General features: G+C 69.5%; 16 protein-coding genes and 1 tRNA gene. 15 read left to right on the top strand and 2 right to left on the bottom strand.

Going from position 1 to position 14030, the window contains the following annotated elements; translation table 11 throughout:
* Positions 1 to 77 precede the first annotated feature (77 nt).
* The 7 genes from ACZ60J_RS20000 to ACZ60J_RS20030 all read left to right on the top strand — a co-directional run bounded on the left by ACZ60J_RS20000 (position 78) and on the right by ACZ60J_RS20030 (position 5536).
* The gene (locus ACZ60J_RS20000; RefSeq protein ID WP_254387409.1) at positions 78 to 554 is read left to right on the top strand and encodes a MaoC family dehydratase N-terminal domain-containing protein; all 477 of its coding nucleotides are present in this window, start codon (positions 78 to 80) and stop codon (positions 552 to 554) included.
* 1 nt (position 555) lies between these two features.
* Entirely contained in the window at positions 556 to 987 is a 432-nt protein-coding gene (locus ACZ60J_RS20005; RefSeq protein ID WP_469683532.1) for a MaoC family dehydratase, read from the top strand.
* 200 nt (positions 988 to 1187) lie between these two features.
* Complete coding sequence (locus ACZ60J_RS20010) at positions 1188 to 1742, top strand: TetR/AcrR family transcriptional regulator (protein ID WP_469683534.1); 555 nt, start codon at positions 1188 to 1190, stop codon at positions 1740 to 1742.
* Between the two features lie 168 nt (positions 1743 to 1910).
* The gene (locus ACZ60J_RS20015; protein ID WP_469684093.1) at positions 1911 to 3422 is read left to right on the top strand and encodes a DHA2 family efflux MFS transporter permease subunit; all 1512 of its coding nucleotides are present in this window, start codon (positions 1911 to 1913) and stop codon (positions 3420 to 3422) included.
* Between the two features lie 108 nt (positions 3423 to 3530).
* Positions 3531 to 3956 carry a DUF3291 domain-containing protein gene (locus tag ACZ60J_RS20020; RefSeq protein WP_469683536.1) on the top strand — a complete coding sequence of 142 codons (426 nt, stop codon included), beginning with the start codon at positions 3531 to 3533 and terminating at the stop codon, positions 3954 to 3956.
* Between the two features lie 92 nt (positions 3957 to 4048).
* A complete protein-coding gene (locus ACZ60J_RS20025) occupies positions 4049 to 5104 on the top strand; it encodes a UDP-N-acetylmuramate dehydrogenase (protein WP_469683537.1) in 1056 nt (351 codons plus the stop codon).
* A 15-nt stretch (positions 5105 to 5119) separates the two neighbouring features.
* Positions 5120 to 5536, top strand: a complete 417-nt coding sequence (locus ACZ60J_RS20030) for a hypothetical protein (RefSeq protein WP_469683539.1) — start codon at positions 5120 to 5122, stop codon at positions 5534 to 5536.
* Between the two features lie 17 nt (positions 5537 to 5553).
* On the opposite strand, the gene ACZ60J_RS20035 is transcribed toward ACZ60J_RS20030, so the two are convergent.
* Positions 5554 to 6573, bottom strand: a complete 1020-nt coding sequence (locus tag ACZ60J_RS20035) for an adenosine deaminase (RefSeq protein WP_469683540.1) — start codon at positions 6571 to 6573, stop codon at positions 5554 to 5556.
* Between the two features lie 296 nt (positions 6574 to 6869).
* Positions 6870 to 8096, bottom strand: coding sequence for a pyridoxal phosphate-dependent aminotransferase (locus ACZ60J_RS20040; protein WP_469683541.1), 1227 nt, complete (start codon positions 8094 to 8096; stop codon positions 6870 to 6872).
* A 191-nt stretch (positions 8097 to 8287) separates the two neighbouring features.
* On the opposite strand from ACZ60J_RS20040, the gene ACZ60J_RS20045 reads away from it, so the two are divergent.
* The 8 genes from ACZ60J_RS20045 (at position 8288) to rplL (ending at position 13562) form a co-directional block, all read left to right on the top strand.
* Positions 8288 to 8360: transfer RNA gene (locus tag ACZ60J_RS20045), tRNA-Trp, on the top strand.
* 107 nt (positions 8361 to 8467) lie between these two features.
* Positions 8468 to 8749, top strand: coding sequence for a preprotein translocase subunit SecE (secE, locus tag ACZ60J_RS20050; RefSeq protein WP_030298162.1), 282 nt, complete (start codon positions 8468 to 8470; stop codon positions 8747 to 8749).
* 84 nt (positions 8750 to 8833) lie between these two features.
* Positions 8834 to 9772, top strand: coding sequence for a transcription termination/antitermination protein NusG (nusG, locus tag ACZ60J_RS20055; protein ID WP_469683543.1), 939 nt, complete (start codon positions 8834 to 8836; stop codon positions 9770 to 9772).
* A 170-nt stretch (positions 9773 to 9942) separates the two neighbouring features.
* On the top strand, positions 9943 to 10377 hold the full coding sequence (gene rplK / locus ACZ60J_RS20060; protein WP_382749955.1) for a 50S ribosomal protein L11: 435 nt from the start codon (positions 9943 to 9945) through the stop codon (positions 10375 to 10377).
* 89 nt (positions 10378 to 10466) lie between these two features.
* The gene (rplA, locus tag ACZ60J_RS20065; RefSeq protein WP_469683545.1) at positions 10467 to 11195 is read left to right on the top strand and encodes a 50S ribosomal protein L1; all 729 of its coding nucleotides are present in this window, start codon (positions 10467 to 10469) and stop codon (positions 11193 to 11195) included.
* A 180-nt stretch (positions 11196 to 11375) separates the two neighbouring features.
* On the top strand, positions 11376 to 12254 hold the full coding sequence (locus ACZ60J_RS20070; RefSeq protein ID WP_469683547.1) for an SCO4651 family lipoprotein: 879 nt from the start codon (positions 11376 to 11378) through the stop codon (positions 12252 to 12254).
* Positions 12255 to 12537: 283 nt separating this feature from the next.
* A complete protein-coding gene (gene rplJ / locus ACZ60J_RS20075; RefSeq protein ID WP_254387398.1) occupies positions 12538 to 13068 on the top strand; it encodes a 50S ribosomal protein L10 in 531 nt (176 codons plus the stop codon).
* A 110-nt stretch (positions 13069 to 13178) separates the two neighbouring features.
* A complete protein-coding gene (rplL, locus tag ACZ60J_RS20080; protein WP_469683549.1) occupies positions 13179 to 13562 on the top strand; it encodes a 50S ribosomal protein L7/L12 in 384 nt (127 codons plus the stop codon).
* Positions 13563 to 14030 lie beyond the last annotated feature (468 nt).

Below are 14030 nucleotides of genomic sequence, written 5' to 3' on the forward strand. Positions count from 1 at the left end.
TGAGGTCGTCCCCTTCATTGGGGGCGGCCTTGTGTCGTTTCGACAGACAGATCGTTTCAACAGGGAGGTAGAGAGTCATGGCGCTCGACCAGTCCTTCGTGGGGCGGAGCTACCCGCCCACCGATCCGTACGAGGTCGGCCGGGAGAAGATCCGCGAATTCGCGGTCGCGGTGGGCGATGCCAATCCGGTGTACACGGACCCCGAAGCTGCCAAGGCGTTCGGTCACCAAGACGTGATCGCTCCGCCGACCTTTGTGTTCGCCATCACGTTCGCGGCGGCCAGCCAGGTCGTCGACGACCCGCAGCTGGGGCTGGACTACAGCCGCGTGGTCCACGGCGACCAGAAGTTCGCGTACACCCGGCCCGTGCGGGCCGGCGACCGGCTGACGGTGACCTCGACCATCGAGGCCATCAAGTCGCTCGCGGGCAACGACGTCATCGACATCCGCGGTGAGGTCCACGACGAGTCCGGCGAACACGTGGTGACCGCCTGGACGAAGCTCGTCTCCCGGGCGCCCGAGCCCGCCGCCGGTTCCGCCCCCGAGGAGGCCTGAGATGGCTGCCCAGATCCAGTACGACGACGTCGAGGTCGGCACCGAGCTGCCGGCGGCGTCCTTCCCCGTCACGCGGGCGACGCTGGTGCGGTACGCGGGTGCGTCGGGCGACTTCAACCCGATCCACTGGAACGAGAAGTTCGCCACCGAGGTCGGACTGCCCGACGTCATCGCCCACGGCATGTTCACCATGGCCGAGGCGATCCGCGTGGTCACCGACTGGGTCGGCGACCCGGGAGCGGTCGTCGAGTACGGCGTGCGGTTCACGAAGCCGGTCGTCGTCCCCAACGACGGGCAGGGTGCGCTGATCGAGGTCACGGCCAAGGTCGGGGCGAAGCTGGACGACAACCGGGTACGGGTCGACCTGACGGCCACCAGCGCCGGGCAGAAGGTCCTGGGGATGTCGCGCGCGGTGGTTGCTCTCGCGCCGTAGGGCCCCCGCCCCGCCCCGCCCCGCTTCGCCACCACGCCGCCTGGTGAGCCCCCCGTGCGGCTCATTCGGCCCTGCGGTGCCTGCGTTTTGCTTTACCGGTAAGGCCCTGACCTGCGAAGAGAGTCGCAGGGCAGGGCCTTTTCGGTGGTCGGGTCATAGGAGGGCTTGCAAGGTTAGTGATTGAGCACTAACTTCGAAGCATGGCAAGGATGAGTGCGGAAGAGCGGCGCGAGAGCGTCATCCTGGCGGCGATGGGCGAGTTCGCGCGGGGTGGGTACTACGGGACCTCCACCGAGGCGATCGCCAAGCGGGTCGGGGTGTCGCAGCCGTACCTCTTCCGGCTCTTTCCGAACAAGCAGGCCATCTTCCTGGCCGCCGCCGCCCGCTGCATGGAGGACATCCGGCGGGTCCTGGAGGGAGCCGCCAAGGACCTCCAGGGCGAGGACGCGGTCGAGGAGATGAGCGCGGCGTACATGAAGCTGATCGCCGAGCAGCCCGAGAAGCTGCAGATGCAGCTCCAGACGTACGTGACCGTCGCCGCCGCCGAGGCTGCCGGGGAGCCCGAGTTCGGCGAGATGGTGCGGGCCGCCTGGATGGAGCTGTGGGACACCCTGCACGTCCCGCTCGGGGCGGACCCGCAGGAGACGAGCAGCTTCCTCGCCTACGGAATGCTGATCAACGTCCTGTCCGCCATGGGGTTCCCGCCGGGGCACCGGGTCTGGGACGGCTGCTATCCGGGCGCCCGGCCCGAGTAGCGGGTACGCCCGACACCGGACACCGGTACGCCCGTCCCGTCCACCCCTCCGTCCGTTCGTTCGTTCGCCGGCCGCGCGTACCGCGCGTACCGCGCGTACCGCGCATCGTCCGGTGCTGGGCCCAGCCCTGCCCGTTGAAGTTAGTGATCAATAACTAGTTTTGGGGGAATCGTGCAAGACACCAAGCTTCGCGGGCCTGCGGTCTGGGCCCTCGTCATCACCGGGGCCGCCAGCTTCATGGCCGCGCTCGACAACCTCGTCGTCACCACCGCGCTCCCCTCCATCCGCGAGGACCTCGGCGGGAAGCTGGAGGACCTGGAGTGGACGGTGAACGCCTACACGCTCACCTTCGCCGTCCTGCTCATGTTCGGCGCGGCCCTCGGTGACCGGTTCGGCCGTCGCCGGCTCTTCATCGCCGGTACGGCGGTGTTCACCGTCGCCTCCGCCGCCGCGGCCCTGTCGCCCGGCATCAACGAGCTCATCGCCGCCCGCGCCGTCCAGGGTGTCGGCGCGGCGATCATGATGCCCCTCTCGCTCACGCTGCTGACCGTCGCCGTCCCCGCCGCCCGGCGCGGAATGGCCCTCGGCATCTACGGAGCCCTCACCGGCCTCGCCGTCGCGAGCGGGCCGCTCATCGGCGGCAGCCTCACCGAGCACATCTCCTGGCAGTGGATCTTCTGGCTGAACGTCCCGATCGGGCTGGCCCTCATGCCGCTCTCCCGGATGAAGCTCGGCGAGTCCACCGCCCCGCAGGCGAAGCTCGACGTCCCCGGCACCCTGCTCATCAGCGGCGGCCTCTTCGGCATCGTCTACGGCCTGGTCAACGCCAACGCGCACGGCTGGACCAGCCTTCCCGTGCTCAGCGCCCTGCTGGTGGGGGCCGCACTCGTCGGCGGGTTCATCCACCACGGCTTCCGCAACGCCAACCCGGTCCTGCCCATGCGGCTCTTCCGGGACCGGGGCTTCTTCGGCATCAACATGGCGAGCCTGCTGATGTTCGTCGGGATGTTCGGCTCGATCTTCCTGCTGAGCCAGTTCCTCCAGGGCGTCCTCGGCTACTCGCCCACCGAAGCCGGGCTGCGCATGCTCCCCTGGACCGCGATGCCCATGATCGCCGCCCCGATCTCCGGGATCCTCTCCGACCGGATCGGCAGCCGCCCCGTCGTGGTCGCCGGGCTGGCGCTGCAGGCCGTCGGCCTCGGCTGGTTCGCCGTGATCCTGGGCACCGAAGTCTCCTACGCCGCCCAGCTCCCCGCGATGATCGTCAGTGGCATCGGGATGGGCCTGTTCTTCGCCCCCGCCTCCAACGCCCTCATGTCCACCGTGGCCCCCGCCGACCAGGGCAAGGCCGCCGGCGCCAACAGCGCCCTGCGCGAAGTCGGCGGAGCCCTCGGCGTCGCCGTCCTCGCCTCCGTCTTCTCCGCCCAGGGCGGCTACCAGTCCGGGCAGGCCTTCACCGACGGCACCGTCCCCGCCCTCTGGATCGGCGGCGCAGCCGTCGCCCTGGCGGCCGTACTGGCCCTGCTGCTCCCCGGCCGGACCGCGGAGAAGGCCCGCGCCGCGCAGTCCCTGTCGGTGGGGGAGCCGATGGTGCAGGATCTCCCGACGGGCGAGGTCCCGGCGGACGGCCAGGGCGAGGCCCCGGCCGGCGGGCGCGCCGCCGAGAAGGTGGCCGTCTGAGCGGGTCCCGCTCGCCGGCCGGTGCCTGCGCGGCGGCCGGCGGGGGAACCGCAGCCGCCGCCCCGCACGCAGTCCCGTACGACACGTCGTCAAGAGGGAAGGCCCGTCATGCCCGACATCCCCTGGTCCACGCCCACCCGCCCCGCTCCCGGCGCCGAGGTCTACGTCATGGCCTCCCGCTTCGAGACCGTGAGCCTGACCGGAGCGCTGAAGTTCTTCCTGAGGTCGCCCGGCATCATCCTCCAGATGCGCAAGGCCCCCGGCGCCCACGGGGTCGCCCTGCGGGCCCGGGTCCTGCGCCGCACCTTCCTGACCCTGTCCGCCTGGGAGGACCGGGACGCGCTCTACCGCTTCGCGGGCAGCGAACCGCACCGCTCCAGCTCCCGGGCGGCCGCCGCCTACACCAAGGAGGCCGGGTTCGTCTTCTGGACCGTCCCGGCCGGTGAGCTCCCCATCAGCTGGGCGGAGGCCGAGCGTCGGCTCGCCGAGCAGGAGCGGGGGAAGGAGAAGGAGCAGCGGTCGGAGCGCGGGTGAAGGGGGCCGTCCCTGCCCCGTACGGCCCTGCGGTACGTGTACGGTCCGTGGCCCCGCCTGCTCGGGGGGACGCGGACCGTACTCTTGTCCACGTGCAGGAACTCCACGACGCCCCCCTCGCCCCGCTGACCACCTTCCGGCTCGGCGGCCCCGCCGCCCGGCTCGTCACCGCGACCACCGACGCCGAGGTCGTCGCCACCGTGCGCGCCGCGGACGAGAGCGGCACCCCGCTCCTGGTCATCGGCGGCGGCAGCAACCTGGTCATCGGCGACCAGGGCTTCGACGGCACCGCCCTGCGGATCGCGACCACCGGGTTCGCGCTCGACGGGACCCGGCTGGAGCTCGCGGCCGGCGAGAACTGGAGCGAGGCCGTCGCCCGCGTCGTCGACGCCGGGCTCGCGGGCATCGAATGCCTCGCCGGGATCCCCGGCTCGGCCGGCGCCACCCCGATCCAGAACGTCGGGGCGTACGGCCAGGAGGTCTGCGACACGATCACCGAGGTCGTCGCCTACGACCGCACCCGCGGGGAAACGGTCACGCTCTCGGCCGCCGACTGCGCGTTCGCGTACCGCGACAGCCTCTTCAAGCACCAGCCCGACCGGTACGTCGTACTGCGCGTCCGCTTCGCCCTGGAAGACGCGGGCGGACTGTCCGCGCCGGTCAAGTACCCCGAGACGGCCCGCGCCCTCGGCGTGGAGGCCGGCGACCGGGTGCCCGCGGCCCGCGCCCGGGAGACCGTCCTGCGGCTGCGCGCCGGCAAGGGCATGGTCCTCGACCCCGCCGACCACGACACCTGGTCGGCCGGCTCCTTCTTCCACAACCCGATCCTCGGCGACGAGGCGTACGCCGCCTTCCTCGCCCGCGCCCAGGAGCGGCTCGGCCCCGAGACCGCCCCTCCCGCGTACCCGGCGGGCGAGGGCCGTACGAAGACCAGCGCGGCCTGGCTCATCGACAAGGCCGGCTTCACCAAGGGCTACGGCGACGGCCCCGCCCGCATCTCCACCAAGCACACCCTCGCCCTCACCAACCGGGGCGAGGCCACCACCGAAGACCTCCTCGCCCTGGCCCGCGAGGTGGTCGCGGGCGTCCACGCGGCCTTCGGCGTCACCCTGGTCAACGAGCCGGTGACGGTCGGCGTCAGCATCTGAGGAGTCCCGGCCCCCATGCTCTGTCCCCTGCACGGGGCCGGTACGGACCCCACCCGGCTGGTGGGACGCACGATCAGAAGGGTCGTCGCGTCCTGGCACATCAGCGAGGGCGAACGCTCCGAGGCGCCCCTGGACGTCTGGCTCCTCGACAGCGACGGCGAGTCCACCCGGATCACCACCGGGTCCGACGCCTGCCTCATCGTGGAATCCGAAGCGCCGCACGAGCCCTACGACATGGGGGAGTGGGGCCGCATCGAGGTCGGCGAGGACCTCGGCGACCACCCCTTCCTGCGCCACCTCGGCGAAACCGTGGAATCGGTCGCCGAGTACGCCCTGCCCGCGCAGGGGCGCACCCACCTGGAGATCGGCTTCCCGGACGGCGCACGGGTGCGCGCCGACTGCCACGAGGGCGACCTGCGGCTCACGCGCTGACCCGCCACCGGCGGGTCCTACGAGGCGATCCAGTGGTCGATCCCGGCCAGCAGCTTCTCCTGCACGCCGGCGGGCGCGGCACTGCCGCGCACCGACTGGCGGGCCAGCTCCGCGAGCTCCGCGTCCGTGAAGGCGTGGTGCCGGCGGGCGATCTCGTACTGGGCTGCGAGCCGGGACCCGAAGAGCAGCGGATCGTCCGCCCCGAGGGCCATCGGCACCCCGGCCTCGAAGAGGATGCGCAGCGGGACGTCCTCGTGGCGTTCGTAGACCCCGAGGGCGACGTTGGAGGCCGGGCAGACCTCGCAGGTGATCTGGCGGTCGGCGAGCCGTTGGAGCAGGCGGGGATCCTCGGCGGCCCGCACGCCGTGCCCGATGCGGGCGGCGTGCAGATCGTCGAGGCAGTCGCGGACCGAGGACGGCCCGGTGAGCTCGCCGCCGTGCGGGGCCGCGAGGAGCCCGCCCTCGCGGGCGATCGCGAAGGCCCGGTCGAAGTCGCGGGCCATGCCGCGCCGCTCGTCGTTGGACAGGCCGAAACCGACGATGCCGCGGTCGGCGTAGCGGACGGCGAGCCGGGCCAGGGTGCGGGCGTCGAGGGGGTGCTTCATGCGGTTGGCCGCGATGACGACCCGCATGCCGAGGCCGGTCTCGCGGGAGGCGGCGTCCACGGCGTCGAGGATGATCTCGACGGCGGGGATCATCCCGCCGAGGAGGGGGGCGTAGGAGGTGGGGTCCACCTGGATTTCCAGCCAGCCGCTGCCGTCGCGCACGTCCTCCTCCGCGGCCTCCCGGACCAGACGGCGGATGTCGTCGGGCTCGCGCAGGCAGGAGCGGGCGGCGTCGTAGAGCCGCTGGAAGCGGAACCAGCCGCGCTCGTCCGTGGCGCGGAGCTTCGGTGGCTCGGCGGAGGTGAGGGCGTCCGGGAGGCGGACGCCGTACTTGTCGGCGAGCTCCAGCAGGGTCGACGGGCGCATCGAGCCGGTGAAGTGCAGGTGGAGGTGGGCTTTCGGCAGAAGCGTGAGATCGCGTACGTGCTCCATCTGGTGATCCTGCCGCACTTTCACCTCGGGCTGCAGCCCGATTCCCTGAACGGGGGCTTGCCCGAACGGAAATTCTGGGTACGGGGGCGGGGCGGGGCCCGAGTGCCGGATCGGGGTCGGGGGGCCGCTGCGCGGGCGGAGTCCCCTACCCGCCCTTCCGCCGTTCCCCGGGGCTCCGCCCCGGACCCCGCGCCTCAAACGCCGGCGGGGCTGAATGAGGCTGGTGGGGCTGGATACGCCCGAGCGGCGGCCCCCGTCGTGGGGAACCGCCGCTCGGGACTCGGTGCGGGGGAGGGCTAGGCCTTCGCCTCCGCGAGGAGCTTCTGGATGCGGGAGACGCCCTCGACCAGGTCCTCGTCGCCCAGGGCGTAGGAGAGGCGGAGGTAGCCGGGGGTGCCGAAGGCCTCGCCCGGGACGACGGCGACCTCGGCCTCGTCCAGGATCAGGGCCGCGAGCTCGACGGAGGTCTGCGGGCGCTTGCCGCGGATCTCCTTGCCGAGGAGGTCCTTGACCGCCGGGTAGACGTAGAAGGCACCCTCGGGGGTCGGGCAGAAGACGCCGTCGATCTCGTTCAGCATCCGCACCATGGTCTGGCGGCGGCGGTCGAAGGCGGTGCGCATCTCGTGGACGGCGTCCAGGTTGCCGGAGACGGCGGCCAGCGCCGCGACCTGGGCCACGTTGGAGACGTTGGAGGTGGCGTGCGACTGGAGGTTGGTCGCGGCCTTGACGACGTCCTTCGGGCCGATGACCCAGCCCACGCGCCAGCCCGTCATGGCGTACGTCTTGGCGACGCCGTTGACGATGATGCACTTGTCGGCCAGCTCGGGAACGATCGCCGGGAGGGAGACGAACTTCGCGTCGCCGTAGACCAGGTGCTCGTAGATCTCGTCGGTCAGGACCCACAGGCCGTGCTCGACGGCCCAGCGGCCGATCGCCTCGGCGTCGGCCTCGGAGTAGACGGCGCCCGTCGGGTTCGACGGGGAGACGAAGAGGACGACCTTCGTGCGCTCGGTGCGGGCCGCCTCCAGCTGCTCGACGGAGACCCGGTAACCGGTGGTCTCGTCGGCGACGACCTCGACCGGGACACCGCCGGCGAGACGGATCGACTCCGGGTACGTGGTCCAGTACGGCGCCGGGACGATGACCTCGTCACCCGGGTCCAGGATCGCCGCGAACGCCTCGTAGATCGCCTGCTTGCCGCCGTTGGTCACCAGCACCTGGGACGCGTCGACCTCGTAGCCGGAGTCGCGCAGCGTCTTCGCGGCGATGGCGGCCTTCAGCTCGGGCAGACCGCCGGCCGGCGTGTAGCGGTGGTACTTGGGGTTGCGGCAGGCCTCGACCGCGGCGTCGACGATGTAGTCCGGGGTGGGGAAGTCGGGCTCACCCGCGCCGAAACCGATCACCGGACGCCCGGCGGCCTTGAGGGCCTTGGCCTTGGCGTCGACGGCGAGGGTGGCGGACTCGGAGATGGCACCGATACGGGCGGATACGCGGCGCTCGGCGGAAGGCGTTTCAGAGGTCATGCGGCCAATCGTCCCAGACGCGAAACGAGCGCCGCACTCCGTTTCAGTTACCGGACGGCCGCTCTCCGGACGGTGCTGTTCGACGTCAGGGCCCGGACCACGTACACTCAACCGTCGTTGGCCCAAGTCGACCGCTGCAGAGCGTGAGCACACCGTGCACTCGTCTGGATGCGGTAGGTTGGGGCACGCAAAGGGTCGTAGCTCAATTGGTAGAGCACTGGTCTCCAAAACCAGCGGTTGGGGGTTCGAGTCCCTCCGGCCCTGCTCCACACTCCTTCTCGGACGTGTGTGCGCAGGTACGTACTTAGATGCAGTGCCGTGCGGCGCAACCGGGCGCGGCTACGGCCACGACCCGGATTCAGGTGAGAGACGTGACGGACGCCCTGGGCTCCATCGACATGCCTGACGCCGAGGATGACACGCGCGAGAAGAAGGCCCGCAAGGGCGGCAAGCGCGGCAAGAAGGGCCCTCTCGGCCGTCTCGCGCTGTTCTACCGCCAGATCGTCGCGGAACTCCGCAAGGTTGTCTGGCCCACTCGCAACCAGCTGACGACGTACACCACTGTGGTGATCGTCTTCGTCGTCATCATGATCGGTCTGGTGACCGTGATTGACTATGGGTTCCAGGAAGCCATCAAGTTCGTCTTCGGCTGATCCCCGCGGAGGGCGGCGCCTTGATGGGTGCCGCCCGTTTTCGCATGTTCGACCACCTTTTGTATCCAGGAAGAAGCAGCCACCGTGTCTGACCCGAACCTGAACGTGAGCCCCGACTCCGTCGAGTCCGTCGAGGACGAGCTCGACATCGTCGAGGCTGCAGACGCCGTGGACCCCGACGAGGCCGAGCTCGCCGACGCCGAGGCGGGTGTCGCCGCCGAACTGGCCGCGCTGCACGTCGAGGACGAGGTCGACGCCGAAGCCGAGGACGACGCGGAGGCCGAAGAGGCCGACGACGAGTCCGACGAGGACGACGCAGAGGTCTCCGACGAGGCTGACGACGAGGCCGAGGCCGAGGACGACGCGGAGGCCGTCGAGGCCGCCGATGTCGAGCCCGCCGAGCCCGTCGACCCCATTCAGGCCCTGCGCGACGAGCTGCGCCTCCTGCCCGGCGAGTGGTACGTCATCCACACCTACGCCGGCTACGAGAAGCGCGTGAAGGCCAACCTGGAGCAGCGCGCCGTCTCGCTCAACGTCGAGGACTTCATCTACCAGGCCGAGGTGCCCGAGGAAGAGATCGTCCAGATCAAGAACGGCGAGCGCAAGAACGTCCGGCAGAACAAGCTGCCCGGTTACGTTCTCGTCCGCATGGATCTGACGAACGAGTCCTGGGGCGTCGTCCGCAACACCCCGGGCGTCACCGGCTTCGTGGGCAACGCGTACGACCCGTACCCGCTGACCCTGGACGAGATCGTCAAGATGCTCGCTCCGGAGCTGCAGGAGAAGGCCGCCAAGCAGGCGGCGGAAGAGGCCGGTCTGCCGGCGCCCTCCGTCAAGCGCGCCATCGAGGTCCTGGACTTCGAGGTCGGCGACTCGGTCACCGTCACCGACGGCCCGTTCGCGACGCTGCAGGCGACCATCAACGAGATCAACCCGGACTCGAAGAAGGTCAAGGGTCTCGTCGAGATCTTCGGCCGCGAGACCCCGGTCGAGCTCAGCTTCGACCAGATCCAGAAGAACTGATCCACAGCCTTCTGGCACACGCTTCCGGACAGGTCAGATTGCCCCCTTGCGGGCGGTCTGACCTGCTCGGTTTTCAGCCCCGCACCGATACCCGTTATCGTGGTGCGGTATGCCTCCATCCGGATGACCGGATTGGCGGCGAAAACTCTCACTAGGACCCGGAGAGAGCAATGCCTCCCAAGAAGAAGAAGGTCACGGGGCTTATCAAGCTCCAGATCAAGGCCGGCGCGGCCAACCCGGCTCCGCCGGTCGGCCCCGCGCTCGGTCAGCACGGCGTCAACATCATGGAGTTCTGCAAGGCCTACAACGCCGCGACCGAGTCGCAGCGTGGCATGGTCGTGCCGGTGGAGATCACGGTCTACGAAGACCGCTCCTTCACCTTCATCACCAAGACGCCGCCGGCCGCGCGCCTCATCCTGAAGAGCGCGGGCGTGGAGAAGGGCTCTGGCGAGCCGCACAAGACCAAGGTCGCGAAGCTGACGCGTGACCAGGTCCGCGAGATCGCCACGATCAAGCTCCCCGACCTGAACGCCAACGACCTGGACGCTGCGGAGCAGATCATCCGCGGCACCGCCCGTTCCATGGGCATCACGGTCGAAGGCTGATTCAGCCACCTCCAGAGCACCACAGTGGTAGGGCCAAGCGCTGGTCCGCACCACGACTCCACACCTGAAGCCACAACACAGGAGCAGAAGTGAAGCGCAGCAAGACTCTCCGCGCTGCGGACGCCAAGGTCGACCGGGAGAAGCTGTACGCCCCGCTCGAGGCCGTCCGTCTCGCCAAGGAGACCTCCACCACGAAGTTCGACGGCACCGTCGAGGTCGCCTTCCGCCTGGGTGTCGACCCGCGCAAGGCCGACCAGATGGTCCGCGGCACCGTGAACCTCCCGCACGGCACCGGCAAGACCGCCCGGGTCCTGGTCTTCGCGACCGGTGACCGTGCTGCGGCCGCGGAAGCCGCCGGCGCCGACATTGTCGGCGACGACGAGCTCATCAACGAGATCGCCAAGGGCAACCGCCTCAACGAGTTCGACGCCGTTGTCGCCACGCCGGACCTCATGGGCAAGGTCGGCCGCCTCGGCCGCGTGCTCGGTCCCCGTGGCCTGATGCCGAACCCGAAGACCGGCACCGTCACGATGGACGTCGCGAAGGCTGTCACCGAGATCAAGGGTGGCAAGATCGAGTTCCGCGTCGACAAGCACTCGAACCTGCACTTCATCATCGGCAAGGTCTCCTTCTCCGATGAGCAGCTGGTCGAGAACTACGGCGCGGCCCTGGACGAGATCCTTCGTCTGAAGCCGTCCGCCGCGAAGGGCCGCTACGTCAAGAAGGCCGCCCTCAGCACCACCATGGGCCCCGGCATCTCGCTGGACCCGAACCGCACCCGGAACCTCCTCGTCGAGGAAGACCCGGCCGCGGTCTGACTGAGCCGGGCCTGACGGCCCGCTGAGTTGCCCGAACGGGCCCTTCCCTCCCCTTTCACGGGGGAGGGAAGGGCCCGTTCTGCGTTTCCGGCTGCGGGGCGCGCCGAAAATGGCGGGGGGACCGGCAGCACGCCCCGTAGGGTCGGAACACGTCAATCGATCACATCAGGGTGGGGACTCTTGTTCGCGAACCGGAACAACAGCTCGACGAAGACCGCCGGGGCCGCGCTGGCCGCCGTACTGCTCGTGGGTGGGGCCACGGCGTGCGAGAGCGGGCAGAAGGCCGACACGGGGAAGGCAGGGGCCGCCCAGGGCGCCGGGAAGGGTGCGGTGGAGGTGGTCCCGGCCGCCTACCTCGAGAAGGTCAAGACGAAGTCGCAGGAGATCACCTCCCTGCGCTACTCGATGACCGGCACCGCGGAGGGCCAGCAGTTCTCCGGTGACGTCTCCATGCGGATCAAGCCGTCCGTGGCGATGTCGATGAAGATGAGCACCTCGGGCGAGGGCGGCCAGGCGGCCGAGATCCGCCTCCTCGACGAGGCGATGTACATCGGCGCCGAGGGCAAGTGGATCAAGTTCGACATGAAGAGCCTGGACCCGTCCATGGCGGAGAAGCTGAACAGCGCCGCCGGCACGGCGAACAAGAGCGGCGAGAACCCCGGGGACCGGGCGGGCGAGCTGCTCAAGGCCAAGGACCTCAAGTTCGTCGGCGAGGAGACCGTCGACGGGGTGAAGACCAAGCACCTCAGCGGCACGGTCTCCCTCGACGAGCTGCGGGCCGCCGCGGCCGAGGCCGCTCCCGACGCCAAGGAGCGCCAGGAGCAGTCGGTCACGGCCCTGGAGGCACAGGGCGTCAAGAACCTGACCCTGGACATGTGGATCGACGAGTCGGACCACACCAAGCAGGTCCGCACCCGCGGCGACGCGGCCAAGGGCCCTGTGGACACGACCATCAAGTTCCTGGACTACAACCAGCCGGTCGAGGTGGCCTCGCCGCCCGCCGACCAGGTCGTGGACCTCGCCGAGATGATGAAGGGCGCCGGTCAGGAACAGGGCTGACCTGGCATTTCCGGGCCGCGCGGGGCCGTCGGGTGACCGATTTGCTCTGCGCGGCACCGGTCCCGTACTCTTCCGGAGAAGCCAAAGACCGCTGGTCGTTGCCGTGCCCGCAAGGGGGCGGTGGCCGAAGGATCCGCTAACTGCGGACGTCCTGCGCAGGTGTTCAAGGAAAGTTCCCGGAATTCGTTCTCGGTTGAGCTACGCCCTGGCGCCTGCGCCCGGGCGTTTCGTGTTTATGCCCCTTCTGAGCGGTCCTCATCACCCGGAAGGAGGCCGACGCACTATGCCGACGCCCAACAAGGCTGCCGCGGTAGCCGAGCTCACGGACGCGTTCCAGAGCTCGAACGCCGCCGTGCTGACCGAGTACCGGGGTCTCACCGTCGCGCAGCTCAAGACGCTGCGTCGTTCCCTCGGTGAGAACGCCCAGTACGCCGTGGTGAAGAACACGCTGACCAAGATTGCGGCCAACCAGGCCGGGATCACCGCGCTGGACGAGCACTTCGCTGGTCCGACCGCGGTCGCCTTCATCACCGGTGACCCGGTGGAGTCGGCGAAGAGCCTGCGTGACTTCGCCAAGGAAAACCCCAACCTGATCATCAAGGCGGGTGTCCTTGATGGTAAGGCGCTCTCCGCCGATGACATCAAGAAGCTTGCGGACCTCGAGTCCCGCGAGGTTCTGCTCAGCAAGCTGGCCGGCGCGTTCAAGGGCAAGCAGTCTCAGGCTGCCTCGCTCTTCCAGGCGCTGCCGTCGAAGTTCGTCCGCACTGCGGAAGCGCTTCGCGTCAAGCTCGCCGAGCAGGGCGGTGCCGAGTAATTCGGCTCGCGCATTGATCCGCGCCGCCTAGTGCGCGGGTCGCAGCGGGCCGTTACGCCCGCCTCTCTATACATCCGGCACCTGCCGATTTAGTGGAAGGATCGCCCATCATGGCGAAGCTCACCCAGGACGAACTCCTCGCCCAGTTCGAGGAGCTCACCCTCATCGAGCTCTCCGAGTTCGTGAAGGCGTTCGAGGAGAAGTTCGACGTCACCGCCGCTGCGGCCGTTGCCGTTGCCGCCGGTCCGGTCGGTGGCGGCGACGCCCCCGCCGCCGAGGAGCAGGACGAGTTCGACGTCATCCTCGACGGTGCCGGCGACAAGAAGATCCAGGTCATCAAGGTCGTGCGCGAGCTGACCTCCCTGGGTCTGAAGGAGGCCAAGGACCTCGTTGACGGCGCCCCGAAGCCGATCCTCGAGAAGGTCGCCAAGGAGGCCGCTGACAAGGCTGCCGAGTCCCTCAAGGCTGCCGGCGCGTCTGTGACCGTCAAGTAATGCCTCTGGGGCCTCTCTGAGGCCCCAACCAAAGGGCGATCACCCGTAAGGGTGGTCGCCCTTTGGCGTACCCGGAGTGCCTGATTTGCCCCCGTCTCGTTGGGGAGTAGGGTGATCTTCGTTGCTCTGCGGCAGGGTCCCACGATGATCCGCTCGGAGCAGGGGGCCTTGACGAACGGGACGCGGCGCGCAATTCTCAGATCCGTCGCGAGAGCGGCAGAGTCGATCCGAGATCCGAGGCATGGATCGGGCCCGCTGCGGGCATGGATCGACTACGAAGAGGGCAGTACTGTTACGCGCTCTGTATGCGAGAGCCGAACCGTTGGACGCAGTTGACACGACATGGGGAAGGCCTGTTGCCGGTTTCCGGAAACCTGGTCTGGACATCAGTGAGCCGAGTGGCTACACTGACCCTTTGCGCTGCCTGTTAGCTGCCCCCTGCCCGTCGCCAGGGGCATGCCCACGCAT

This window comes from Streptomyces sp. NPDC104226, assembly GCF_055584085.1.